Origin of the sequence: Loktanella sp. PT4BL, assembly GCF_003201935.1 — a bacterium.
Taxonomy (GTDB): Bacteria; Pseudomonadota; Alphaproteobacteria; order Rhodobacterales; family Rhodobacteraceae; genus Yoonia.
In genome coordinates, this window is sequence record NZ_QJJL01000003.1 from 512,628 (window position 1) to 536,623 (window position 23,996).

At 59.4% G+C, this 23,996-nt stretch carries 31 protein-coding genes and 1 other RNA gene; 16 read left to right on the top strand and 16 right to left on the bottom strand.

Features of this window, described 5'->3' with window-relative positions; genetic code table 11:
- Positions 1 to 37 precede the first annotated feature (37 nt).
- From C7964_RS12345 to C7964_RS12360, 4 genes are all read left to right on the top strand, one after another.
- Complete coding sequence (locus C7964_RS12345; RefSeq protein WP_110279948.1) at positions 38 to 517, top strand: transcriptional repressor; 480 nt, start codon at positions 38 to 40, stop codon at positions 515 to 517.
- Entirely contained in the window at positions 514 to 1,257 is a 744-nt protein-coding gene (locus C7964_RS12350; protein ID WP_110279949.1) for an ATP-binding cassette domain-containing protein, read from the top strand. The genes C7964_RS12345 and C7964_RS12350 overlap by 4 nt, the downstream gene beginning before the upstream one ends.
- Positions 1,258 to 2,055, top strand: coding sequence for a metal ABC transporter permease (locus tag C7964_RS12355; protein WP_110279950.1), 798 nt, complete (start codon positions 1,258 to 1,260; stop codon positions 2,053 to 2,055).
- Between the two features lie 91 nt (positions 2,056 to 2,146).
- Positions 2,147 to 2,623, top strand: a complete 477-nt coding sequence (locus tag C7964_RS12360) for a CAP domain-containing protein (RefSeq protein WP_110279951.1) — start codon at positions 2,147 to 2,149, stop codon at positions 2,621 to 2,623.
- Between the two features lies 1 nt (position 2,624).
- On the opposite strand, the gene dtd is transcribed toward C7964_RS12360, so the two are convergent.
- The 11 genes from dtd to C7964_RS12415 all read right to left on the bottom strand — a co-directional run bounded on the left by dtd (position 2,625) and on the right by C7964_RS12415 (position 11,536).
- Positions 2,625 to 3,062, bottom strand: coding sequence for a D-aminoacyl-tRNA deacylase (gene dtd / locus C7964_RS12365; RefSeq protein ID WP_110279952.1), 438 nt, complete (start codon positions 3,060 to 3,062; stop codon positions 2,625 to 2,627).
- Positions 3,059 to 3,964, bottom strand: coding sequence for a carbohydrate kinase family protein (locus tag C7964_RS12370; RefSeq protein WP_110279953.1), 906 nt, complete (start codon positions 3,962 to 3,964; stop codon positions 3,059 to 3,061). The genes dtd and C7964_RS12370 overlap by 4 nt, the downstream gene beginning before the upstream one ends.
- 17 nt (positions 3,965 to 3,981) lie before the next feature.
- Positions 3,982 to 5,085, bottom strand: coding sequence for a TFIIB-type zinc ribbon-containing protein (locus C7964_RS12375; protein WP_110279954.1), 1,104 nt, complete (start codon positions 5,083 to 5,085; stop codon positions 3,982 to 3,984).
- Positions 5,085 to 5,507 carry a hypothetical protein gene (locus tag C7964_RS12380; protein WP_110279955.1) on the bottom strand — a complete coding sequence of 141 codons (423 nt, stop codon included), beginning with the start codon at positions 5,505 to 5,507 and terminating at the stop codon, positions 5,085 to 5,087. Before C7964_RS12380 ends, C7964_RS12375 begins: the two co-directional genes overlap by 1 nt.
- Positions 5,504 to 6,004 carry a cytochrome b/b6 domain-containing protein gene (locus tag C7964_RS12385; protein ID WP_110279956.1) on the bottom strand — a complete coding sequence of 167 codons (501 nt, stop codon included), beginning with the start codon at positions 6,002 to 6,004 and terminating at the stop codon, positions 5,504 to 5,506. Before C7964_RS12385 ends, C7964_RS12380 begins: the two co-directional genes overlap by 4 nt.
- 64 nt (positions 6,005 to 6,068) lie before the next feature.
- The gene (locus tag C7964_RS12390) at positions 6,069 to 7,172 is read right to left on the bottom strand and encodes an SPFH domain-containing protein (RefSeq protein WP_110279957.1); all 1,104 of its coding nucleotides are present in this window, start codon (positions 7,170 to 7,172) and stop codon (positions 6,069 to 6,071) included.
- 44 nt (positions 7,173 to 7,216) lie between these two features.
- On the bottom strand, positions 7,217 to 8,179 hold the full coding sequence (locus C7964_RS12395; RefSeq protein WP_286163925.1) for a DUF2927 domain-containing protein: 963 nt from the start codon (positions 8,177 to 8,179) through the stop codon (positions 7,217 to 7,219).
- A gap of 9 nt (positions 8,180 to 8,188) precedes the next feature.
- The gene (locus C7964_RS12400) at positions 8,189 to 9,379 is read right to left on the bottom strand and encodes a toxic anion resistance protein (RefSeq protein WP_110279959.1); all 1,191 of its coding nucleotides are present in this window, start codon (positions 9,377 to 9,379) and stop codon (positions 8,189 to 8,191) included.
- On the bottom strand, positions 9,379 to 10,275 hold the full coding sequence (locus C7964_RS12405) for a 5-bromo-4-chloroindolyl phosphate hydrolysis family protein (protein ID WP_110279960.1): 897 nt from the start codon (positions 10,273 to 10,275) through the stop codon (positions 9,379 to 9,381). Before C7964_RS12405 ends, C7964_RS12400 begins: the two co-directional genes overlap by 1 nt.
- Positions 10,275 to 10,478 carry a hypothetical protein gene (locus C7964_RS12410; protein WP_110279961.1) on the bottom strand — a complete coding sequence of 68 codons (204 nt, stop codon included), beginning with the start codon at positions 10,476 to 10,478 and terminating at the stop codon, positions 10,275 to 10,277. The genes C7964_RS12405 and C7964_RS12410 overlap by 1 nt, the downstream gene beginning before the upstream one ends.
- Before the next feature lie 251 nt (positions 10,479 to 10,729).
- Positions 10,730 to 11,536, bottom strand: a complete 807-nt coding sequence (locus tag C7964_RS12415; protein WP_110279962.1) for a pseudouridine synthase — start codon at positions 11,534 to 11,536, stop codon at positions 10,730 to 10,732.
- Positions 11,537 to 11,600: 64 nt separating this feature from the next.
- Here C7964_RS12415 and C7964_RS12420 point away from each other — a divergent pair, with 64 nt between their 5' ends.
- Entirely contained in the window at positions 11,601 to 12,047 is a 447-nt protein-coding gene (locus C7964_RS12420; protein WP_110279963.1) for a nucleoside deaminase, read from the top strand.
- Here C7964_RS12420 and C7964_RS12425 read toward each other — a convergent pair.
- On the bottom strand, positions 12,044 to 12,715 hold the full coding sequence (locus tag C7964_RS12425; protein ID WP_110279964.1) for a metal-dependent hydrolase: 672 nt from the start codon (positions 12,713 to 12,715) through the stop codon (positions 12,044 to 12,046). The two genes, C7964_RS12420 and C7964_RS12425, sit on opposite strands and share 4 nt — an antisense overlap.
- A gap of 54 nt (positions 12,716 to 12,769) precedes the next feature.
- On the opposite strand from C7964_RS12425, the gene C7964_RS12430 reads away from it, so the two are divergent.
- The 7 genes from C7964_RS12430 to rpmG all read left to right on the top strand — a co-directional run bounded on the left by C7964_RS12430 (position 12,770) and on the right by rpmG (position 17,482).
- Complete coding sequence (locus tag C7964_RS12430; RefSeq protein ID WP_076659136.1) at positions 12,770 to 13,423, top strand: ceramidase domain-containing protein; 654 nt, start codon at positions 12,770 to 12,772, stop codon at positions 13,421 to 13,423.
- 33 nt (positions 13,424 to 13,456) lie between these two features.
- The gene (gene gatC / locus C7964_RS12435) at positions 13,457 to 13,744 is read left to right on the top strand and encodes an Asp-tRNA(Asn)/Glu-tRNA(Gln) amidotransferase subunit GatC (protein WP_055686240.1); all 288 of its coding nucleotides are present in this window, start codon (positions 13,457 to 13,459) and stop codon (positions 13,742 to 13,744) included.
- A complete protein-coding gene (gene gatA, locus C7964_RS12440; RefSeq protein WP_110279965.1) occupies positions 13,744 to 15,231 on the top strand; it encodes an Asp-tRNA(Asn)/Glu-tRNA(Gln) amidotransferase subunit GatA in 1,488 nt (495 codons plus the stop codon). Before gatC ends, gatA begins: the two co-directional genes overlap by 1 nt.
- Before the next feature lie 40 nt (positions 15,232 to 15,271).
- Entirely contained in the window at positions 15,272 to 16,090 is an 819-nt protein-coding gene (locus C7964_RS12445) for a hypothetical protein (RefSeq protein ID WP_110279966.1), read from the top strand.
- Positions 16,051 to 16,800 (top strand): N-acetylmuramoyl-L-alanine amidase, encoded by a 750-nt coding sequence (locus C7964_RS12450; protein ID WP_110279967.1) that lies wholly within the window; start codon positions 16,051 to 16,053, stop codon positions 16,798 to 16,800. The genes C7964_RS12445 and C7964_RS12450 overlap by 40 nt, the downstream gene beginning before the upstream one ends.
- Before the next feature lie 12 nt (positions 16,801 to 16,812).
- An RNA gene (rnpB, locus tag C7964_RS12455) (RNase P RNA component class A) lies at positions 16,813 to 17,195 on the top strand.
- Between the two features lie 119 nt (positions 17,196 to 17,314).
- A complete protein-coding gene (rpmG, locus tag C7964_RS12460; RefSeq protein WP_008233681.1) occupies positions 17,315 to 17,482 on the top strand; it encodes a 50S ribosomal protein L33 in 168 nt (55 codons plus the stop codon).
- Positions 17,483 to 17,539: 57 nt separating this feature from the next.
- Here the strand turns inward: rpmG and C7964_RS12465 are convergent, their stop codons facing one another.
- The 3 genes from C7964_RS12465 to C7964_RS12475 form a co-directional block, all read right to left on the bottom strand.
- Entirely contained in the window at positions 17,540 to 17,935 is a 396-nt protein-coding gene (locus tag C7964_RS12465; protein ID WP_110279968.1) for an MAPEG family protein, read from the bottom strand.
- Positions 17,936 to 18,005: 70 nt separating this feature from the next.
- Positions 18,006 to 18,743, bottom strand: a complete 738-nt coding sequence (locus C7964_RS12470; protein ID WP_110279969.1) for a Bax inhibitor-1/YccA family protein — start codon at positions 18,741 to 18,743, stop codon at positions 18,006 to 18,008.
- Between the two features lie 152 nt (positions 18,744 to 18,895).
- Entirely contained in the window at positions 18,896 to 19,117 is a 222-nt protein-coding gene (locus C7964_RS12475; protein WP_110279970.1) for a DUF1127 domain-containing protein, read from the bottom strand.
- A gap of 114 nt (positions 19,118 to 19,231) precedes the next feature.
- On the opposite strand from C7964_RS12475, the gene C7964_RS12480 reads away from it, so the two are divergent.
- The gene (locus tag C7964_RS12480; protein WP_110279971.1) at positions 19,232 to 20,110 is read left to right on the top strand and encodes a LysR family transcriptional regulator; all 879 of its coding nucleotides are present in this window, start codon (positions 19,232 to 19,234) and stop codon (positions 20,108 to 20,110) included.
- On the opposite strand, the gene C7964_RS12485 is transcribed toward C7964_RS12480, so the two are convergent.
- Positions 20,100 to 21,059 carry an NADPH:quinone oxidoreductase family protein gene (locus tag C7964_RS12485; RefSeq protein ID WP_110279972.1) on the bottom strand — a complete coding sequence of 320 codons (960 nt, stop codon included), beginning with the start codon at positions 21,057 to 21,059 and terminating at the stop codon, positions 20,100 to 20,102. The two genes, C7964_RS12480 and C7964_RS12485, sit on opposite strands and share 11 nt — an antisense overlap.
- 275 nt (positions 21,060 to 21,334) lie before the next feature.
- On the opposite strand from C7964_RS12485, the gene C7964_RS12490 reads away from it, so the two are divergent.
- The 3 genes from C7964_RS12490 to C7964_RS12500 all read left to right on the top strand — a co-directional run bounded on the left by C7964_RS12490 (position 21,335) and on the right by C7964_RS12500 (position 23,923).
- Complete coding sequence (locus C7964_RS12490) at positions 21,335 to 21,706, top strand: helix-turn-helix domain-containing protein (protein WP_055294435.1); 372 nt, start codon at positions 21,335 to 21,337, stop codon at positions 21,704 to 21,706.
- A 74-nt stretch (positions 21,707 to 21,780) separates the two neighbouring features.
- The gene (locus C7964_RS12495) at positions 21,781 to 22,590 is read left to right on the top strand and encodes an inositol monophosphatase family protein (protein WP_110279973.1); all 810 of its coding nucleotides are present in this window, start codon (positions 21,781 to 21,783) and stop codon (positions 22,588 to 22,590) included.
- The gene (locus tag C7964_RS12500) at positions 22,583 to 23,923 is read left to right on the top strand and encodes an 8-oxoguanine deaminase (protein ID WP_110279974.1); all 1,341 of its coding nucleotides are present in this window, start codon (positions 22,583 to 22,585) and stop codon (positions 23,921 to 23,923) included. Before C7964_RS12495 ends, C7964_RS12500 begins: the two co-directional genes overlap by 8 nt.
- Positions 23,924 to 23,996: the final 73 nt, after the last annotated feature.

The window sequence follows — 23,996 nt, forward strand, 5'->3', positions numbered from 1 at the left end:
CTATAATGTGTATGTTATAACATAACAAGGGGCGATCATGCCACAGGAGACGCTGGGCTTTGCCAGTCACGATCATAGTGCTTGTGTTAGTTCCGCTTTGGCGGCTGCCGAGGCCGCCTGCAAAGAACGCGCGGTGCAACTGACGCCTGTGCGTCGACGCGTGCTTGAGATCCTGTTGGAAAGCCATGCCGCGATGGGGGCCTATGATGTGTTGGCGCGTCTGGATGCCGAAGGGCTCGGGTCCAAGCCGCCGGTCGCCTATCGTGCGCTGGCGTTTCTGGTGGAGCAGGGGTTTGTGCATCGCGTCGAACGGCTGAATGCCTTTATTGCCTGTACCCACCCCGGGGCGGCCCATGATCCGGCTTTCATGATTTGCCGCAGTTGCGGCAAGGTTGCCGAGGCGCAGGCCAACGCCGCTATGAATCAGACAGCAGCCTTGAGTGGGTTTCAGGTTGAACAGACCGTTTTTGAGGCCGAAGGGCTGTGCCCTAGCTGCCAGAAAAAGGATGCAGCATGAGCCTGATTGATGCGCGCCACATTGAATTCTCACACGGTGGCCAGAAGGTTTTGCAAGGGGTGAGCCTTGCGCTTGAACCCGGCGAGATCGTCACCATTGTCGGACCAAACGGATCGGGTAAATCAACGCTGCTGCGTGTCCTGATCGGCGCCCTGAACCCGCAGAAAGGCTCTGTGAAACGCCAAGAGGGTTTGCGCATCGGCTATGTGCCACAAAAGCTGCATATTGATCCGACACTGCCGATCACTGTGAACCGGTTCCTGAATCTGCCGCACCCGGTGGACCCTGACGATGCGAAAGAGGCGTTGCGCACGGCGGGTGTTGCGGGCCTTGGTACACGGCAGATGTCGCAGTTATCGGGGGGACAGTTCCAGCGGGTGATGCTCGCGCGTGCGATCTTGGGGAAACCCGATATCCTGATGCTGGATGAGGCGACACAGGGCCTCGACCAGCCGGGATCGGCGGCGTTCTACCGACAGATCGAGGCGGTGCGCCGCGATATCGGTTGCGCTGTGTTGATGGTCAGCCATGAATTGCACGTCGTGATGAGCGCGTCCGATAGGGTAATTTGTCTCAACGGGCATATCTGCTGCGAAGGCACGCCCGAAGTGGTCTCTGCCGCGCCCGCATATCGCGAGTTGTTCGGGACAGGCACGGGCGGTGCGCTTGCGCTTTATCGCCACGACCATGATCACGGGCACGACCATGATCACCACCATCATCATGAGGCGGCGGAATAGATGCTGGATGATTTTCTGGTGCGCGCGGCACTTGCCGGTGTCGGGACTGCAATCGCGGCTGGCGTGCTGGGCTGTTTTGTCGTCTGGCGGCGCATGGCCTATTTCGGTGACGCGACAGCCCATGCCGCCGTTCTGGGCGTGGCGCTGGCACTGCTTTTCGGCACCTCGATTACCTTGGGGGTGGGCGTCGTTGCCTTGGCGATGGCTGTCTTGATCCACGGGCTCAGCAGTCAGGGTGCCGCCGTCGATACGATGCTGGGCGTCCTTGCGCATGCCGCTCTGGCCATAGGTTTGGTGGCTGTCACGCTGATCCCCGGCCAAAGGGTTGATCTGGATGCCTATCTCTTCGGTGATGTCCTGAGCGTGACGCGCGGCGATCTGGCGGTGATCTGGGGCGGCGGGGCGCTGGTTGTCGCCGCACTCTGGTGGCATTGGTCCGCGATGCTGACAGCAACGCTCAGCCCAGACCTTGCCTATGCGGCAGGCATCAATCCGCGCCGTGAACAGCTGGTGCTCACGCTCTTGCTGGCGGCGGTTGTGGCTGTGGCGATCAAGGTTGTCGGCGCATTGCTGATCACAGCACTTCTGATCATTCCGGCAGCCGCTGCGCGCAACTATGCCAGCACACCAGAACGCATGGCATTTCTGTCGATGGGAATCGGCGTGCTCTCGGCTGTGGCCGGATTGCGGCTTGCCGTGATCTTTGACACGTCGGTCGGTCCGATGATTATCTGCGTTGCGGCGACAATCTTTGCCATAAGCGCGATTAGTTTCCAATTGCGTCGAGTCGGCACGTAATCGCCGCTTCTGTGCCTTAGAGTCGCCTTCGCGTTGCCGCGTTGGACGGTGATCCTTACGGTGGTTTTATTCAATCGACGGGATCGCAATTATGACTCGCATTGCTCGCATTATGGCCGTGTTGGCACTCTCTTTTGTTGGTACTTCAGCGGCTGCCGCCGATTGTGTTGCCCCCCCGAACGTCAACGAACTGGCCACGCAGATCGCGGCTGGCCTGAACCAGAGCCGCCGCGCCAACGGTGAGGCGCCGCTGCGTTTCAACCGCCAGTTGGGACAGGCCGCGATGGTCCATGCCTGTGACATGCTGGTCAACAACTTCTTCGATCACCGTGGGTCGGATGGCACCAACTCGCAGGCGCGGGTAAAGCAGGCAGGCTATAATGACTGCATCGTCGCCGAGAATATCGCCTGGGGCTATCCCCGCTCAGAGCAGATTGTGGATGGCTGGCTGAACTCGCCCGGTCACCGTCGCAACATGCTGCACCCCCGGATCGAGGAATTCGGCGTTGGCATCACACAAGGTCCGCGCGGCCCTTATTGGGTGCTGGTGGTCGGCAAGCAGTGCTAGGCTAAACGTCCAGCCAGATTGTCACAGGCCCGTCATTTGTGAGGCTGACAGCCATATCAGCTCCGAATGATCCTGTCGCGGTCGCGATACCTAGCGCTGCCATATCTTCAATAAATTGCTCATAGAGCGCGCGCCCGACATCGGGCTTTGCCGCCGCGGAAAATCCGGGGCGGTTGCCGCGTGATGTATCAGCGGCCAGCGTAAACTGGCTGACGATCAATGCCGCCCCGCCTGTATCCAGCAAGGACTTGTTCATCTTTCCCGCATCGTCGGTGAAGATGCGCAACTTGCTGATTTTTGCAGCCAGTGCTTGTGATTTCGCGGCGTCATCGCCTTCCATTGCACAGATCAGGATAAGCAGTCCCGGTCCGATCGCCCCGATCTCGGCTCCATCGACATGAACCGCCGCCTGGGTGACGCGCTGGATCAGAGCCCTCACAGCTCGGACGTCCAGGGTGGGTTTGCGCCTGCGCGGCTGACGGTGATCGCGGCCACTTTGGCCCCGAAAGCGGCGGCTGCGCGCAGATCATCTTCGCTGGCGGTTTTGATCCCTGCTTTGGTCAGATGGCCGCTTTTGTGCAGCTGTGCCATAAAGCCCGCGCTGAATGTATCGCCAGCGCCCACAGTATCGACCACCGTTGCTTTCTCGGCAGGCACATCAAACGTGCCATGTCTGGTCACGATGCTGACGCCTTCGCCGCCACGTGTCAGCAGAATGACCTGCGCGCCGGTCTGTGCCAGAAAGCCGTCTGCATCGGCCGCCTCCATGATCCATGCCAGATCCTCGTCCGAGGTCTTGATGATGTCTGCCACCCCCATCATCCGCGAAAGACGTGCGCGATAGGCGGCCTCATCCGTGATGAACGAAGGCCGGATATTGGGGTCGATCATCGTCAGCTTCGTTGGTGCCTCGCGCAGCATCAGGGCTTCATAGGCGGCGCCGCAGGGTTCGACCACAAGGCTGATCCCGCCAAAGAACAAAGCATCTGCCGTCACCTCGGGCAAATCGTCATTGGTCAACATCCGGCCAGCGGTGTTTTCGTCATAAAAGGCGTAGGAGGCATGGCCATCGGTCAGTTTGACAAAAGCAAGGGTGGTGGGGCGGTCCGAGACGGCAGCGGGGCTGGCATCAACCTGTGAGGCGGCAAGTCCCGACCGGAGGACATCGCCAAAAAGGTCGGACGAGAGCCCGGAAAAGAACTGCACAGGGGCATCCAGACGCCCCAGCGCTATAGCGGTGTTGAAGACCGAACCGCCCGCGTGGGGGGCAAAGGCGCTTTCGCCTTCCGCAGTTTCGCGCGGCAACATGTCAATAAGCGCTTCTCCACAGCACAGGATCATCACGGAGGCTCCCTCTTTTATTGACTGTTAGCGATAACAAATCCTGCGATAAGCGCAAGGAAAAGTCCCACGACAACAGCAAAGCCGATCTTCCATGCGGAATAGGGTCGCTCACCCTGTACGCGCCCTGTGCGGCCATTCACGACAAATCGGTAGGTTTGCCCGCGGTATTTATAGGCCGCAAGCCAGACCGGCAGCAGGATGTGTTTAAATGTCACGTCGTCAACGACCGTGTTCACGCTCGTGACACGCTGGGCATCGCCGCCGATATCATATTTCACATCGCGGTGGATCATCCGGTCCATATAGGCGCGGGCCTCGGTAAAACCGTCTGTCAGTTCCACCTGATAGCCCTCGGCGCGGAAACCGGCCAGATATTCGGGGTTATAGGGTTCCAAGGCCGAAAGGTCCCAAGGCTCCAACCCGTCGGTGTATTTCTTGGGGAGCGACCGGGATGCCAGCACCAGAACATCATCAAAGAACCGCGCCACGCGCCCCGAGGCAGGCCGCCAGCGTGTTTTGCGCACGCGCACCTGACGCCGCTTGCCATCGCGCATCACGGTGCGGGTTTCATAATAATGGGTGCCGCGCTGGCCTGTGTACTGGCTCTTGGTATCGGCATCAAAGGTCCAGTAGGGAACATAGATGCCGTTCATCTTCCGGCCCTTACGTGCGTAGTCCGTCAGGCCGTTTGGTGCAAACCAGAGGCTGCCAAGCCAGGTTATCAGGGCCTCGCGCGCGGCCCCCTCATCAAGTGCGAAAGGCAGCAGGCCGCGTGGTTTGATATGTCTGTGGGTGCCGGTGTCAGTGACCACAGGAGTGGCGCAGAACGGGCACTCGGCGGCGTGGATATCTGGGTCAAACTCGGTCTGGGCGCCGCAGTTGGGGCATTCATTGACACGGGTTTCCTCGATATCGGCATCGTCGAGCCGATGCTGCACCGCGCGCTGGAAATCCAGCTCGACAATCGCGCCGGCCCAAGGCCCCGCGCTCTCGATCGGTTGCACATTGCCGCAGTGATCGCATTTGAGTTGATGATCGGCAGGATCGAACCGCAGGTCCGACCCGCAGGTTTCGCAGGGAAAGCGGTGATCATCTACAGGTGCCTGTCCGTCAGTCATCACAGTATCTTATGCATAAAGCGTGGTGTCATCACGCGCAGCGCACCATCGAAGAGCACGTTGTGCCGCCAGAAGTGGAACAGCCCGTGCAGGGCCCCAGCGCCAAGTAAAACGAGAAGCGCCACCCAGCCCGTATCATGGGGCATCCAGCCCAGAAGGGCGGCTGCGTTCAGGGAGACAGTCACCGCCAGTACCGCATACATACCGCGATGCATCCACGGGTAGGCCGCGCGCAGCGGCCCTTGCAGTTTGGGCCCGGGTTTGCACATCATGCCTTTGACCAGTGCCATGCCAACCCAGAGTCCGCCGCCGATGACAAAGGCCCAGCGGACCCAAGGTTCAGACGTGCCGCCTTTGACCATGACAAGCACCAGCATCAGGATGCTCCAGTGCAGGATAATTGTGAGTCTGCGTCGCGTCATAGGAACCTGTGCAGCGCTTTGGGCGCCATGATCCGCAGTGCGTTGTCACGCAAGCGATAGTGGCGCCAGAGGTGGAACAGCACGTGAAACCCCGCGATGACAGCCAGAGTGTAGAACTGCACTTCATGAACCATGCCGATGAAATCATTCGCCTGCGGCATGTTCAGGGGCGGCGCGATGGGCACAATTCCCCCCGCCCAAAGCAGGACGGCCGATGTCAGCCCCAGACCAAAACCTGTGAGTGCCACACAAAACACACCCCAGATCAGCACTTTATGGAGAAGCTGGTGAAGCGGGCGCGCCTTGGCGGGCAGTTTCGGGCCGGGGCGGCTGGCAAGGCCCTTGCGCATATAATCGACGGTCCAGAACAACGCCAAGCTGACAAAGAGCAGCCCCATCACTGAATGGAACTGCACAGCGGCAGGGCCGATACGTTGCACATCAATCGGTTGCACGACCACGAACCAGACAAACAACGGCACCATCAGCCAGTGCATCCACTTGAGGTAGACGCGCCGGTGCGGCAGCCTGGCCTTTATGGTCGCGAAAGCAGAAATCGCCTCAGGTCCCCGGCGGTGGTGGTGGCATGATGGTGAAGAGCTGGGCCAGTTCCATGACCTCGCCCGCTTCCATCCAGCCGTCCTGACCTTGGGTCCAGACCATACTGTCACGGTCAAGCGTACCTTCGGTGACCATGCGGCCCATCGCGGCCTTGGAGAAGGGACCGGTCACCTCGCCGCCCTTGGCGATGTGCCAGACATGCTCGACCGGTGGTGGTGGGGGCGGCGCGGCCGCAGGGCTTGCCCCCCATGGGCCACCTTGGGCCATCTGGCCTGCCATCGCCATGCCCATGCCGGCACCAAGACCTGCGGCCATGCCACCCCCTGCGGGGTTACTGGCGGCGGATGTCATCGCCTCGGCCGCGGAATATTGGGTGAATTTACCCAGATCACCGGCCAGCCCGAGCGAGGTCCGCTTGTCCAGCGCCTCTTCGACGGCGGCAGGCAGGCTGATGTTCTCGATGTAAAGTTCGGGGATCGTCAGGCCGTATTGCTTCATCGTGGGATCAATGGCCGATGCGATCAGCTTGCCCAGATCGGCGGTATTGGCAGCCATATCCAGCACCGGAATACCCGATTGCGCGATCACGCGGGAAAATTCCTGCACGATGATATTGCGGATCTGATAGCTGATCTCGTCCATGGTGAATTCGCCATCGGTCCCGACGATTTCACGCAGGAAGAGGGCCGGATCGGCAACCTTGACAGTGTAGGTCCCAAAGGCGCGCAGGCGGGTCGGGCCGAACTCGGGGTCGCGCACCATGATCGGGTTCTTCGTGCCCCATTTGAGGTTCGAGAAACGGGTGGTGTTGACGTAGTAAATCTCGGACTTGAAGGGGCTTTTGAAACCATGGTCCCAATGTTGCAGGGTCGTCATGATCGGCATGTTGTTGGTTTCCAACATGTAAAGACCGGGGGTGAACACATCGGCCAGTTGCCCCTCATGGACAAAGACCGCCGCCTGCCCCTCGCGCACTGTCAGCTTGGCACCGTACTTGATCTCATGCCCCTCACGCTCGAACCGCCAGACCATGGTGTCACGGGTGTTGTCGGTCCAATGGATGACGTCGATGAATTCACCAGTCAGAAAATCGAAAATGCCCATGGTATGGTCTCCGTCGTTAATAAGCTGGGACGCGGCGTATCCGTTTAGCTTTGTCCAGGTGAGAGGTATTCACGCGCAATCATGCGCGCAAGTGGGGCGGCGGTCGCAGGGTCCATGCCGGTTTGCAGGCGCGGGTCGTAGAGCATCCGCAGCAGCAGTTCATCATGCGCGGTCAATAGCGCGAATTCTTCGTCGTCATTAAAAATCGAGGGGCGCGCTTGCGGGCTGTCGTTGGCAAGGCCCATGCCCTGGGCCAGTTCCTCATGGATACAGGCACTGCGCATCAGGCTGGGGTGTTCGGCGCGGATCATCGCGACGGCTTTGGTATAGTTGGACCGGCCGGGCGCGAAAGTGCCGATCACAACGCAAAGCTGGTCGCGCGGCAGGTTCACGAAGGTGCGTACAGTCGCGTCCGAAATATTGGGGATCAGCGCGCGCAGGCGCGGCCCGTAGGCGCGGCGGTCATCCTCACCCAGAAAAAGGACGCGGAAATTGGGGTTCCGGTCGGTGATCTCGATCGGTACGCCTGTGACACGCGAAAGGCGCGCGGCATAGGCGCTGACACTGGCCAGATCGGTATCACGCTGGGCAAGGGGGACGGTATTACCGAATTCCACCGACATGCGGATCGGGGTCGTCCAGCGGCGCAGTTTGGAAATCGTGGCCTGTGGCGTCTGGAAATCACTGTCGTCGCGGTATTCGTTGAACAGCGCGATGCGCACAAAATTGCGCGCGAGTTGCGTATCTGTAAACGGCGTATCCGGCCCGCCACCATCGCCCCGCATCAGGCCCTGGGCCAGAAGGTCGTTTTGCAAACGACCGTAATAGACCGCCAGGTCCTTGCTGGCCTGACTGGGGGGTATGACCACGGGGGTCGGGTCCGGCACAGGGGCCGTCACCGGAGGCGGGGGTAGGGGCGATGAGACCGGAGGCGTCATCAACTGGCACCCCATGACACCCGTCGCAAGGACGAGCATCGCAAGACGCCGTGTGATACCCCCGATCATCATAGCCTTTTAACTGCCTGTCGCTGTGCCGATGGTGTCGCCCGTGCCGGTTTTGCGCGCTTTGGCAGAGGCAAGTGTCTCTTTCAACTCCTGCTCCATCTTCTGCAACTCGACCTCGGCCTCGGCGCGCTTGCGCTTGCCTTCGTCGGCAATCTCGAGGCTTTCGTTGATCGTGGCAATCAGGTTGGCGTTGGCCTCTTTCACCGCGTTGATGTCAAAGACACCCCGTTCCATTTCCTCGCGGATGGTGCGGTTGGCCTGACGCAGGTTCTCGGCGTTGGCTTTGAGCAATTCATTGGTCAGATCATTGGCGTCACGCACCGCCTCTGCCGCTTCTGAAGAGCGTTGGATCGTCACCGCCTGCGCAAGCTGTGTTTCCCACAGTGGCACCGTGTTCACCAAGGTCGAGTTGATCTTGGTCACCAGCGATTTGTCATTTTCCTGCACCAAGCGGATGGAGGGCAAGGACTGCATCGTCACCTGACGGGTGAGTTTCAGGTCATGGACACGGCGTTCCAGATCATCGCGGGCGGAACGCAGGTCGCGCAATTCCTGCGCTTTCATCACGGCCTGTTCTTCTGCGGCGGCCTGCACCTCGGCCTCTTTGGCGGGGATCGTTGTGGCGTCAAGATCGGCGATTTTCGCTTCACCGGCGGCGATATAAAGGCCCAGTTCATCATAGAACTGCAGGGTCTTGTCATAGAGCACATCGAGGCTCTCGATATCTTTCAGAAGCACATGCTCATGCTTGAGAAGATCATCGGTGATGTGGTCGATCTGGCCTTGCACCTCTTCAAAACGTGCGGCGAATTTCGCCATCGGTGCGGCACGCCCCAAGAGCTTTTCCCACCAGCTGCGCTTGCGGCGCACGTCAAGTTCCGAGATTGAAAAGCCGCGGATCGTGGTGACGATATTGCGCAGGCTGTCACCTGCGGGCCCCACGTCCTTGTTGCGCACGCCTGCCAGCATGGATTGGCTGATGACCTGCAATTCGGCCTGCGCCGAGGAGCCGAAGGACACGATGGAATTTGTGTCTGCGATATTGATCTCGGCCACACGTTTTTGAATTTCAGCGCTGGTGGGCGCGTCTGCGGCCTCAAGCGTGATGAGTTCACTCTTGGGTTCAGGCAGAACCACGGCGGTGACTTTTTCAACTTCGGCAAGCGTCGCTTCAGCCTTCTGACGGATCGTTTCAGACATTAGTCGTTCCCTTTCGTTTTCAAATTGACGCCCTCACGCTGGAGGCGGTCACGCAGTACATTAATTTCAATATCCATATCGCTGCGGTCATCGAGCATCATCTTGTCGGTGCGTGCAGCAAAATTCTGTTCAAGATCGTCGAGCAGCGCCTCATAGGCGGCGCGGGCATCGGCGTCTTTGTTGCGGTTGTAAAGATCGACGAACTTGAGTGTCGCATCCCGTGCGCCCATCAGATAAACGCCCAGGAATTTGCGCGCACCGGTCAGGTCACGCGGGTCTTCCTCGACGGTGCGGATCATCCGGCGGGCGATCTCCTGAAAATCCTCGACGCGTTCTGTCAGGCGGCGGTCGGAGACAGTCTCGATCTGGCGTTTCATAACATCCAGATGCGCCTCGGCCTGATCGACGACGCGGGCGACACGGTCTTGCTGAAAGCTGTCGACCCCTTCCATGCGTTTGTCCGTCATCGGGTCGATCCCGAAGGTCGCGGTATGCAGACCAGCCGCGGCGATCCCGTAGAGGACGGCACCAACCGTGCCGCTGTCACCTGTGTAAGCCGCAATTGCCACGCCCACGCCTGTCAGTGCCGTGGCGAGCATTTTGCGTGGCAGGGCAGGACGCCGCGCCACTTTGCGGGCGTTATAGGCCGCTTCGGCCGCAAGCCCCTCTTGCAAGAGCCAAGCCGCAAGCGTCAGAACGGCCGCGCCGACAAGTGCAGTCACCAGCGTGACCGGACCGTCATTCAGCGATGTTGCAGCCAAGACAATGGCAGGCACATAGAGCAGTTTGACCCGCCCGTCCGCTGGCTTTGCGACAGCCCCCCGTGGGGCATCGCCGCGCTTGCCTGTCCCCTGCTGCCCGTCGGGGCTGAATTTGCCTCCAAAACGTTTTGCCATCAGGCCGCCCCCAACCAACCGGTTGTGACCCCAAATAGCAGGACAACCAGCAAGGCATAGGTGATGCGTCGGAATTTCGCGGGCATGTCGTCAGGTTCCTTTGTGGCGCTCGTGCGGGCGACGGCTGTCATTGTTCCTATTAGGGCCGTGATTGCAATCGCAACCACCGCCACAAAGGCAACAATGAAGATCAATCGCAACATTTTCGCGTAACTCCGCCGGTTTATTCATCTTCCAGATAGGATGCGTGCGATATGTTTGCGAGAGCCTCGGAAACTCCGCGCATCTGCCACCCGGTTGGGGCAGACTGCTTGCTGGCAGCAGGCCAGCAGTCATGACCGCCCTCAAAAAAACAGGCGGCCATGCTTTCGGTCGCAAACAAATCAGCCAAAGCAATCGTTCCTAAAATACTCTCAAGGTACAGAATGCATAAGGGCGTTCATTGCGACAAGGTTCAACTTGACCGCTTTTTCCCCCTTGTGGGGCGATTGACGGTTCTGCGGACAGGTTTTTTCTGTGCCGGTTGTTCGGCAAGTCCAAGCTGGTCGCGCAGAACGCGCTGTTTGACCTCTTCGACGTCACCCTGCTTGAGCGCGCCTAACTGGAACGGCCCGTAACTCACACGGATCAGGCGGTTCACTGTTACGCCGATCTCGCCCATCGCGCGGCGGATTTCGCGGTTCTTGCCTTCACGCAGGCTGACGGTCAGCCATGCGTTTGCCCCTTGCTGGCGGTCAAAGGTCACGACCATGGGTTGGTAATTCACGCCGTCCACGGTGATGCCTGCGCGCAATTCATCAAGCTTGGCTTCGGAGACGGATCCGTTGATCCGCACACGGTAGCGCCGCAGCCATCCGGTCGCGGGCAGTTCGAGCTTGCGCTTGATCTCGCCGTCGTTGGTCAGCAGCAAGAGACCTTCGGAATTCAGATCAAGCCGCCCCACCGACATCACACGCGGCATCGTGTCGGGCAGCGATGCAAAGACCGTCGGGCGGTCTTTTTCATCACGTTCGGTTGTCACCAGGCCTGCAGGTTTGTGATAGAGCCAGAGGCGTGCGGGCTCGGGTGCGCCCACCTGCTTGCCATCCACGACGATCCGGTCGGATGCGGTGATATTCAGCGCGGGGCTGGTGATGGTTTTGCCATTCACGCTGACGCGGCCGTCTTCGATCATGCGCTCGGCTTCGCGGCGGCTGGCGACACCTGCGCGCGAGAGGACTTTGGCGATCCGGTCGCCTGGGGGAGGGGTATCTGTGCTCATATGGCTCCCATATCCGCTTTGATCGCCCCTTGCCAGAGATAGCCGCGTCAGTGCATCACAAGACATGGATTTTCGCTCATACATGGATGTAGCCTTGCAAGAGGCCCGCGCCGCAGGTGCGCGCGGTGAGGTGCCCGTGGGCGCTGTGATCGCAGGGCCCGCGGGCGTGATCGCACAAGCAGGCAACCGGACACGGGAATTGCACGATCCCACCGCCCACGCCGAGATACTGGCCATCCGCGCGGCCTGTGCTGCCTTGGGGCAGGAACGGCTGACGGGCTATGATCTCTATGTCACGCTGGAGCCGTGCCCGATGTGCGCGGCTGCGATCAGCAACGCGCGGATTGCGCGGCTTTATTACGGGGCGGCTGACCCGAAATCAGGCGGCGTCGCCCAAGGGCCGCGTATCTTCCAGCATGCGCAATGCCACCATGCCCCCGAAGTCTATGATGGCATTGCCGCGCAGCCCTCGGAAGCATTGCTCAAGGATTTCTTTGCTGCAAAGCGCTAGATTTCCACGGTTTCCATTACGGCCGGTGTGCGCACGTCCACGTCCGGCAAAGCATCGACCAGCGGCTGGGCGCTTTGTGCCAGCAAGGGGAATGTCGCGTAGTGGGCGGGGATCACGGTCTTGAAGTTGAAATAGCGTTTGGCCGCATATGCGGCACCTTCCATACCCATCGTATAATGACCCCCACAACACAGGATACCGATATCGGGGTTATAGAAATCCCCCATCCAGTCCATATCGGCCATGATATCGGTGTCACCCGAGACATAGATCGTATGGCCTTCGCCCTTGATCATATAGCCCGCTTCGGTTCCGGCGTAGGCCGCCCCGACCGAGGAGGAATGCGTCGCCTGCACCATCGACACCAGCGCGCCGCCCAGATCAACCGTGCCGCCTTTGTTGAATTCCACCGTCTCATGGGCGTCAAAGATCGCGCAAAGCTCGGGGATGCCGACGACGAAAGCACCGGTTTCCTTGGCAATCGCGTCCACCTCGGAGGTGTGGTCGAAATGGCCGTGGGTCAACAGGATATGGGTGGCACCGGAAAGGGCCGCAGCGCGGTGTTCATTGGGAAATGAGGGGTTTCCCTCAAGCCACGGGTCAATCAGCAGAACCGCGCCTTCGATTTCAATGCGGAAACTTGCGTGTCCCAACCAAGTGATTTTCATATTGCTCTCCCTCGCTTTGGCGTCAGGATAGGGGCAAAGAACGGAGGGGCCAAGGTGAATTGGTTTGAACAGATTGATGGTTACTGCGAGCGCACGGATTTCACCTATTGGTCCGAACCGCTGAACGCGCTGACCAATCTGGCATTCATTATTGCGGCCCTGATCCTGTGGCGACGCAGCGCGGGCGTGCCGATGGCACGGGTGCTTTGCGGCATTCTCTTTGCCATTGGCGTGGGCAGTTTCCTGTTTCACACCCATGCCACGATCTGGGCCATGCTGTTGGATGTGCTGCCGATTGGCGTTTTCATCCTGATCTATCTTTTCGTCGTGAACCGCGACATGGTGCCAATGGGGCATTGGTATGCGGTTTTCGCAACGGCCCTGTTCATTCCCTATGCCGCCGTGCTGGTGCCTGTACTGAACCAGTTTCCCTTTATCCGCATTTCCAACTTCTACTGGACCGTGCCGATCCTCTTGGCCATCTACGCCCTGATCCTGCGGCACAAACCGGGAATCGCCCGTGGTTTTTTACAGGGGGCGGCACTTTTGTGCCTGTCGATCACCATCCGTTCGCTTGATGAAATCCTGTGCGATGCGATCCCGATTGGCACGCATTTCATGTGGCATGTCCTGAACGGGATCATGCTGGGCTTTATGATCCATGTTTACACACGCCATATGCTTGCGACTGGCCGCACGGGGCGGTAAACGCAGCGGATAGATTTACCGGAGATTTTCCCCATGTCGATTGACACCGAAACCGCCCGCCGTGTGGCCAAGCTTGCCCGCATCAAGGTGGAAGACGACGCCCTGCCAGCGCTGGCATCCGAATTCAGCGCGATTTTGGGGTTTATTGAGCAACTCAACGAAGTGGATGTGGAAGGTGTCGAGCCGATGACATCCGTGACCCCCCAGCGCCTGAAGCGCCGCGCGGATGTCGTCACCGACGGCAACCAGCAAGCGGCGGTGTTGAAGAACGCCCCCGACGCGCGTGAAGGCTTTTTTGCTGTGCCAAAGGTGGTGGAATAATGTCCGATCTGACCAAACTGACCATCGCGCAGGCCCGTGACGCCATGCGCAAAGGCGAGACCACCAGTGCCGAGATCACATCCGCCTGTCTGACCGCCATTGAGGGTGCAGACGCGCTGGGCGCTTTCGTGCACCACACACCCGAAATCGCGACGGCACAGGCCGCCGCCGCCGATACCCGTATCAAGGCCGGTGATGCGCCCGATATGTGCGGCATTCCGCTGGGGATCAAAGACCTGTTTTGCACCAAAGGTGTGCCCTCACAGGCCGCGTCTCGCATTCTTGAAGGGTTCAAGCCCGAGTATGAGAGCACGATCACAAGCCAGCTTTTTGATGCAGGTGCGGTCATGTTGGGCAAGCTCAACATGGACGAATTCGCGATGGGCTCGTCAAACGAGACCTCGGTTTACGGCAATGCGGTCAATCCGTGGAAGCGCGCGGGCGACGATACAGCCCTGACGCCCGGTGGCTCATCTGGCGGGTCGGCCAGCGCTGTTGCCGCCGACCTTTGTCTTGCTGCCACGGGTACCGACACGGGCGGCTCCATCCGCCAGCCTGCGGCCTTTACCGGTATCACCGGTCTGAAGCCTACCTACGGCCGCGTGTCGCGCTGGGGGATTGTGGCCTTTGCCTCGTCACTGGATCAGGCGGGGCCGATGACCAAGGACGTGCGCGACGCGGCCATCATGCTGACCGCCATGGCGGGCCATGACCCGCTGGACAGCACCAGTGCCGATATTCCGGTGCCGGATTTTGAAGCTGCCCTGACAGGCGACATTCGCGGCAAAACGATTGGTATCCCCAAAGAATACCGGATGGAGGGCATGCCCGCCGAGATCGAGAAGCTGTGGGAAGATGGCACCGCGATGCTGAAAGACGCAGGCGCGAAGATTGTCGATATCTCGCTGCCGCATACGAAATATGCGCTGCCCGCTTACTATGTGATTGCGCCCGCCGAGGCTTCTTCGAACCTTGCCCGCTATGACGGTGTGCGCTTTGGCCACCGTGCCAAGCTTGCGCATGGGGACGGCATCACCGAGATGTATGAAAAGACCCGCGCCGAGGGCTTTGGCCCCGAAGTGCAGCGCCGTGTAATGGTTGGCACCTATGTGCTGTCAGCGGGTTTCTATGATGCCTACTACAACCGTGCGCGCCGTGTGCGGGCGCTGATCAAGCAGGACTTTGACCGTGTCTTTGCGGACGGCGTCGATGCGATCCTGACGCCGGCCACGCCGTCGGCGGCCTTCGGACTGGGCGAGATGACCAATGCCGACCCGATCCAGATGTACCTCAATGACGTCTTTACCGTGACGGTGAACCTTGCAGGTCTGCCGGGCATTGCGGTGCCTACCGGACAGAACGCGCAAGGTCTGCCGATGGGCCTGCAATTGATCGGACGGCCCTGGGAAGAGGGTGATTTGCTGAATGTGGCTTACAGCCTCGAGCAATCGGCAGGTTTTGTAGCCAAGCCCGCCAAGTGGTGGTAAGCTTTTTCAAAACAAAGCGAAGTCTGACAGGTAGAACATGATGAAACCGGGCATTATCATCGCACTGACATTGATCGGGCTGGGTGCCTGCGCGCCGCGAGAGGTGCCAACCGAGCGTGGGATTGGCTTTGGCGATTATGCCCAGTTCGAGCTTGAACGCGCGCGTCGCGAAGCCCAGCTCAGTGCACCGCGCGAGACCATTGTTCCCCCTGCACAGGTGAACACGATTGCATCGCAGCAACCTGTCAATCAGACCCAAGCGATTCCGTCGAGCGCACTTGCGCAGGCCGGAATCGGCACCTCGGCGACACCAGCGCCGGCACCGGCACCGGCTCCATCTGTAGCGGCCGCAAGCCCGGCACCCGTTGCAGCCGTGCAAACCCCTAATCTTGGCGCTGATCCCTTGCGGACCCAAGGCGTGCAGGCATCGCCCAGCAATCCGGCTCCTGCATTGATCACGGGCGGTACGGGGCTTTCTGATGAGCAGAGCTTTGACGCTGTCGCAGGTCGTGAAACGATTGAAAGTGATGCGCAACGGCGTGCGGCCCAAGCTGCGGCGCGTGAACAGATCGCACCGACCGCTTTGCCCGAGCGTCCAGCGAACACTGGCCCGAATATCGTCGAATACGCGCTGAATGCGCCCAACGTGAAGGGACAGGAATGGTACAGCCGGTCACTGCTTTCGGGCGAAGGACGCTTCCGCCGTAACTGTGCGACCTATGCGACCCCTGATGACGCGCAGCGCGATTTCCTTGCGCGTGGCGGGCCCGAGCGGGACAGACGCGGTATTGACCCTGATGGTGACGGCTTTGCCTGTGGTTGGGATCCGGCACCCTTTATCCAGGCGGTGCGGAACTGAGGCTGACAACGCAGGCATCGCCCAATTGCGGGCCGCGGCGTGACGGGGCGACACCTGATATCGTGGTGATCCATTATACGGCGATGACGTCGGCGCAGGCGGCGGCCGATACTTTGTGCAATCCCGAAACCGAAGTCTCCGCCCATTACCTGATTGCGGAAGACGGTGAGGTGATCTCACTTGTTCCCGAGGCGATGCGCGCGTGGCACGCTGGTGCTGGCGCTTGGGGATGCGTGACAGACGTCAATAGCCGTTCCATCGGGCTTGAACTGGCCAATACGGGGTTTGCCCCTTTTGCGGTAGCACAGATGGATGCGCTGACGGAACTCTTGCGCGGGATCAAGGCGCGCTGGGATATTCGGCCGGAACGGGTGATCGGCCATTCGGATATGGCGCCGGGACGCAAGATAGATCCGGGCGTGCGTTTTGACTGGCGCAGACTGGCTGTCGAAGGGCTGTCCGTCTGGCCCTCATCAAGCGCTGGCGCGCATTCTTCGGAAGAGGGCCCGCAAGGGGCCGATGACGCGCGGTTTGCGGCTTTGATGGCCGCATTCGGTTATACAGCGACAACGGATCATGCGCTGCTCCTCAAAAGCTTCCGCATGCGCTTTCGTCCGCGCTACATAGGCCCTCTGGATACCGTTGACCTTACCATGATCACCGATCTGGCAAACCGCTTTCCCGTTGACGTGAACGCGGCTGTCGCCTAACTGCCATTTTGCGCGGATGGCTGGATGGCTGCGGTCCCGGAGTTGATCCGGGGTCGAGGAAAGTCCGGACTCCAAAAAGCACGGTGCCGGGTAACGCCCGGCGGGGGTAACCCTAGGGAAAGCGCCACAGAGAACAGACTACCTGACCCCGGTCAGGAAAAGGTGAAACGGTGGGGTAAGAGCCCACCGCGCGAGCGGTAACGCAAGCGGCACGGCAAGCCCCACCGGGAGCAATGCCAAATAGGGACCTCGCGCCGAAAGGCGGGGATGCTTGAGCCCCAGACGGTCCGGGTTGGCAGCTAGAGGGTGTCTGGTAACAGGCACTCCAGATGAATGGTCATCCATCCGCGGGCAACTGCGGGGGACAGAATCCGGCTTATAGGCCATCCGCGCATAAACAAACCATCAGGACACCTGTTTGCTGTTGACTCGGGCCAAGGCGCGGGTAAAAGGCACCTTCTATGAGATACACGCGATGTGCCGCGCGTCGGCCCGCAATCAGAGGATATGAGATATGGCGAAGCCTACCACAATCAAAATCCGCCTGAACTCCACTGCGGGGACCGGGCACTTCTACGTCACGAAAAAGAATGCACGTACGATGACCGAAAAAATGGTCATCAAAAAGTACGATCCCGTTGTGCGCAAGCACGTCGAGTACAAGGAAGGCAAGATCAAGTAATTGATCCCCTGACCTGAGAATAATCTGGCCGCGCATCTTGCGCGGCCTTTTTGTTTGTCAAAACCCCAGAAGCGTCAGGGCAAGGATCAGGATCAACCCGATCTGTGCGGCCAGCGTCAGCCACATGCCGATAAACCGGAACCGCCAGTGGGTGCCGTGGACAGCAAAGTAGATGCCATGTAGGGCGCGCCCGACGATAAGCGCCATGGCAGCGAGGATCAGGAGGGCTTGCGATGCTCCCTGAGTCTCGGCCAATCCCATCAGAATAAGAGCAATGGGCAGCTGTTCGACCGCATTCGCATGGCCCCGGATAGCTTTGGCCAGAATGCGGTCATCATTATCCCCCAAGACCACGCCGCCGCGTCTGCGCAACTGGATAACCTTGATCGTCAGCAAAAGGATCAGAAGCCCCGCCAAAATGGCGGTGACCGATGTAATGGGCAAGGAAGTCATGGGTGGCTTTCGGGCAAAGAAAAAGGGCTGATGTTGCCATCAGCCCTCAAATCATCTTCTAGCGCAATGCTTATTCGCGGTTACCGAACAGCTGCAGCAGGAACATGAACATGTTGATGAAGTCCAGATACAGGTTCAGAGCACCCATGATCGCAGATTTCGCCAGCCATTCCTGATCGCCATGTGCGGCATGTGCGATGTAGTCGTTCTTGATCTTCTGTGTGTCATAAGCTGTGAGGCCCGCGAAGATCAGCACACCGAGGATCGAGATCGCAAACATAATCGCAGGTGACTGCAGGAAGATGTTGACGATCATCGCCACGACCAGACCGATCACACCCATGATGAGGAATGCGCCCCAGCCGGAGATGTCTTTCTTCGTGGTATAGCCGTAGAGGCTCAGACCCGCGAAGGCGATCGACGTGATCAAAAAGACGTTTGCGATCGACAGGCCGGTGAAGGCCACGAAAATCCATGCCATCGACAGGCCCATGACTGCCGCAAACGCATAGAAGAACGTTTGCGCAGCGGCCGCAGAGAAACGGTTGATCATGGCACCAAAGCCGAAGACCATCGCAAGCGGTGCGAACATCACGATCCAGCCAAGAATGTTTGGCGACAGTGTGATCGGATCACGGAAGATGCTGAGCAGGGCAGGCGATGTGCCAACGGCCCAAGCAACAGCAAATGTGATCAACATACCCACGGACATTGTGCCGTAGACTTTGTTCATGTGGGCGCGAAGACCCTCATCAATAGCAGCCGTGCGTACTCCGCCGGCCGTTCTAATTGTATCGTACTGAGCCATTTAGACCTCCAAATTAAACAGCGGCGCCGCAAAACGGCATCCTTGCTGTCGATATTGGCAGAGGCCCTTGCATTTTCAAGGCTTCGCGGGGGCGTTTTGCGTATTTCTGACCAATTTGGGCGAGAATGTCGCAGGTCAGGTTCGCACGCCTGCTAGTTGCGCCAGTGCAGCGGTGCATTCCAGACGGGTTTTTGAGCTTCTGCAACGGCCTCTGTGCGTGAAATCCCGATGTCAGCAAGCATATGGTCATCCAATGCGCGCAACTGCCGGCGCTGGCGTGACAGCGCAATCATGTCGCGCAGGCTGTTCAGAATAGAACGTGTCTTGGGTCGTGTATTGATGCTCAGGGCGCTTGTGCGGATTGACAGTGTCATAACATTCTCTCTCGTGATGCTTTGTCTCGTTTGTATTCTACTGCTTGATATATGGGGGAGGTATGGTCATAATGAAAATGAATACTTTTGAAGTGATGCATCAAGGATTGTGATATGGCGCGAAACCTCGACCTGACAGCTCTGCGCTCTTTCGTGGCGGTCTCGGACGCAGGCGGTGTGACACGCGCTGCGGGTATGCTGAACCTGACCCAATCCGCCGTTTCGATGCAGCTCAAGCGATTGGAAGAATCGCTGAATGTCGCATTACTTGACCGGACTGCGCGGACGATCGCGCTTACACCAGCGGGCGAGCAGCTTTTGGGTTACGCGCGGTCGATGCTGGAAACCAATGACGAGATTTTGAACCGCCTGACTGCGACTGAATTTGAGGGCGAACTCAAACTAGGGGTGCCGCATGACATCATCTACCCTGTCATCCCCGCCGTGCTGAAACGCTTTGCCGCAGAATTTCCGCGCATGCAGGTGCGTCTGATTTCCGCGCCGACCCGCAAACTCTTGGCAATGCACGGGCGCGGTGAGGTTGATCTGATCCTCACGACCGAGGAAACCTGTGGTCCGGGAGGGCAGGTTCTGATCGAACTGCCGCTGATCTGGATCGGTGCAGAAGATGGGGTGGCTTGGCGCCGCCGCCCCTTGCCGGTCGCCTTTTGCAAGAACTGTATCTTCTGCAGTGGTGTTTTGCAGGCGCTGAACGCGGGTGGAATCGATTGGAACATGGCGGTTGATTCCGATCACGACAGTGCCATCGAGGCCGCAGTCAGTGCCGATCTCGCCGTGCATGTGTCGCTGAAGGGGTGCTTGCCGCCACATACCGTGCCGGTTGAACATGGTGGCCTATTGCCCGCGCTGAAGCCTCAGAACATCAATCTGTACGTTCTCAAGCCCGAAGATCAGCCCAGTCAGGCGATGGCCCGGATTATCCAGCACTGCTATGATGCACCGCGCCTCGCGCCGCAATTGCTTACGGCGTAACGACGACTTTGCCGGTGGATTTACGGCTACGCATCAACTCCAGCGCGTCGGCAGCCTGAGAAAGCGGCAGCGTATGGCTGATGTGGGGTTTGAGTTTGCCTGCAGCGTGCCAGTCCATCAGTTCTGACAGGCTCTCGGTCAGGGCCTCAGGGTTGAAGGCCAGATAACCGCCCCAGTAGAACCCGATGACCGAGATATTCTTCACCAGAATGATATTCGCGGGAATCTGCGGCACCTCGCCGCTGGCGAAACCGATGATGATCACCCGTGCTTCCCGGTTGCATGCGCCAAGGGCGGCCTTGAACGCGGCCCCGCCAACCGGATCGTAAACGACATCTGCGCCACCGAGTGCTTTGACCGCAGCCTTGATGTCGTCGGTGTCGCTGTCAATCAGGTGGTCTGCACCGGCCGCCTTGGCAACCGCCAGTTTATCCGCACCGCGGGCAACAGCGATCACCGTCGCGCCCATAGCCTTGCCGATCTCGACCGCCGTCAACCCGACACCACCCGCAGCGCCCAAGACAAGAAGTGTTTCACCTTCTTGCAGGCGGGCGCGGCGGGAAAGTGCGAGATGTGAAGTGCCATAGGCCACCATAAAACCTGCCGCGATGACATCGGGCATCGTGTCCGGCACCGGTCTGCAGAGGGCGGCGGGAAAAAGCCCCTTCTCGGCCAATCCGCCTTGCCCTCCAAAGACAGCGACCCGCGTGCCGATGGCGGGTGACGTTACATCGTCACCGGTCGCGATGACGGTACCACAAACCTCCATACCCAAGGTGAAGGGTGTGGCGGGCGTGTCCTGATAGGTGCCTTTCGCCATCAGCAGATCAGCGAAATTCAAACCGCACGCCGCAATGTCGAGCAAAACCTCGCCTGGCCCGGGAGCGGGGACGTCCACATCCCGCAACGCAGGCGGGGCTTCAAACGAAGTCACTTGAAATGCGCGCATGAGGTGTGATTCCTTCCAAATTCCATTTTACCGTCACTTATCGGTGCCGCGCCTGCATTTGTAAAACAGCTGTGAAATGTAGCCGAATGTCTAAAAGTGATCCCGCGAACCTGTCTTTAAGGTCAGGACAGGCCGTGCAACCGTTGCGTGTTCTATGGGAATGCTATTTTCCCGTTGATTAGAAACCCGTTGCAGTGAGAAGATCAAAACTGCGGCGCGCAAACAAGGTTTGTGGTACAGTGTTGCCATGTTCCTTTGAAAAAGAGGTAGACAGCATGAAGCACCCCGTTGACGTTCATGTCGGAAAACGGATTCGCCATCGGCGCTGGATGAATGGCACGACACAACAGCAGCTTGCAGAAGCAGTTGGCATCAAGTTCCAGCAAATCCAGAAATACGAAACAGGTATGAACCGCGTCAGCGCGTCCCGCCTTTGGGATATTTCTAAGGTATTGGGTGTCAATGTTTCTTTCTTCTTTGAAGGTCTCGAAGTTGATCATGATGCCGTGCCGAATACATCGGATATGCCTGCCGACATCCTGACCGATAAAGAAGCACTTGAATTGCTGCGCTCCTACTACGCGATCCCCGAGAACCAGCGCCGTCGCCTGTTTGATCTCGCACGCGTGCTGAGTGAAGCGGCCTAGACCACGACTTGACCTGCTATACTGCGCCGCGATACCGCCAATGGGACAGCGGCGCAGATGAAGGGTCCATCCTGATGACAGTCTCAAAAACAACCCAAACGGAACTGATCCGTGTGGCCCACGCGCTTGCTGATGCGGCAAGGCCGGTCACATTGGTGCATTTCCGCGCAACGGGTCTGGCGGCGGACAACAAGGGTGACACAGGCTTTGATCCGGTCACGATCGCTGACCGCGGCGCGGAAGAGGCGATGCGCGCGGTCCTGGCCCACGCGCGCCCTGATGACGCGGTCCTTGGCGAAGAGCATGGCTACAAGGCGGGCACCTCTGGATTGACGTGGGTTCTTGATCCTATTGACGGAACACGCGGTTACATCAGCGGGACACCGACATGGGGTGTGCTCATCTCGGTCAGGGACGAAAGCGGGCCGCTTTTCGGATTGATCGACCAGCCTTATATCACAGAACGCTTTGCAGGCGGTTTCGGTATTGCCGAGGTGCATGGCCCGCAGGGCCGGGCCGCGCTGCAATGCCGCGCGCCACGGCCGTTGGCACAGGCCACTTTGCTGACAACATTTCCCGAAGTTGGCACCCCCGAAGAAGGGGCCGCCTTTCACGCTGTCTCGCGGCGCGCGCAACTGACCCGCTATGGCATGGATTGCTATGCTTATGCGCTTTTGGCGGCGGGCCAGGTTGATCTAGTGATTGAAGCGGGCTTGAACGCCTACGACATTCAGGCCCCCATCGCTGTCATTCAGGCCGCAGGCGGGATCGTCACAGACTGGTCCGGCGCGCCCGCGCATGAGGGCGGACAGGTGATCGCCGCCGCAAACCCCGCGATCCATGCCGAGGCTTTGGCGATTTTACGGCAGACCCTGCATGGCTGAAACCCTGATCAAAGATGCCGATCACATCATCACGATGGATGACCAACGGCATGAGTTGCAGGGTGCCGATATTCTTTTGCGCGGTGGCGTCGTGGCTGCGATTGGCCAGAATCTCAAGGCAGACGGGGCGACTGTTTTCCACGCCAAGGGCAAGATCATCACCCCCGGCCTGGTGAATACACACCACCACCTTTACCAAACGCTGACACGTGCCGTCCCCGGCGCACAGGATGCGTTGCTCTTTGGCTGGCTCCAGCGGCTGTACCCGATCTGGGCGCGCTTTGGGCCTGAAGAGATGTTCGTTTCGGCCCAAGTGGGCCTTGCCGAGCTGGCACTGTCGGGCTGTACACTGACATCCGATCATCTTTACCTTTACCCCAACGGGGCGCGTCTGGATGACACAATCGCCGCCGCACAAGATGTCGGCCTGCGCTTTCACGCCACGCGCGGCGCGATGAGCATTGGCGAAAGCGACGGTGGGCTGCCCCCCGATGCGCTGGTCGAGAACGAGGACCATATCCTTGAGGACAGCATCCGGGTGATTGACGCGTTCCACGACGCAAAACCGGGTGCCATGGTGCGTGTCGGCGTCGCCCCTTGCAGCCCGTTTTCGGTGACGCGTGATCTGATGCGCAACGCGGCCATTCTGGCCCGCGACAAGGGCGTGATGATGCACACCCATTTGGCCGAAAACGACGAAGATATCGCCTATTCGCTGGAAAAATTCGGCTGCCGTCCGGGGCAATATGCCGAAGACCTTGGCTGGACGGGTGACGATGTCTGGCATGCACATTGCGTCAAGCTGGACGGGCGCGAGATTGATCTTTTTGCACGCAGCCGCACGGGTGTCGCCCATTGTCCGTGCTCGAACTGCCGCCTTGGATCAGGCATTGCCCCGGTGCGCCAGATGCGGGACGCAGGCGTGCCTGTGGGCTTGGGGGTGGATGGCTCTGCGAGCAATGACATCGGGAACCTCGTCGCAGAGGCCCGACAGGCCATGCTTTTGCAGCGGGTGCAGAACGGGGCCGATGCGATGTCGGCACGTGAGGCGCTTGAGATTGCCACCCGTGGCGGCGCGCAGGTTCTTGGGCGCGATGATTGCGGGCAGATTGCTGTCGGTAAACGTGCTGATATTGCCATCTGGGATGGCAAGGTGATCGAGAATGCCGGATCATGGGATCCGGTGGCCTTGCTTTTGGCAGGGCCGATGAAGGTGGATGCGCTGTTTGTGGAGGGACAGCAGATCGTGTCGGAGGGACAGATGACGTCAGTTGACCTGCCAAAGATCATCGCACGGCAAAACGCGCTCGCGCGAAAACTCGCCGGGTTGTAAATGGCGCCCCAATTTGGCCATATTCAGAAGCGACCAATCAGGTCTCTGCTCACACGCTCGCTCTGGATGGTCA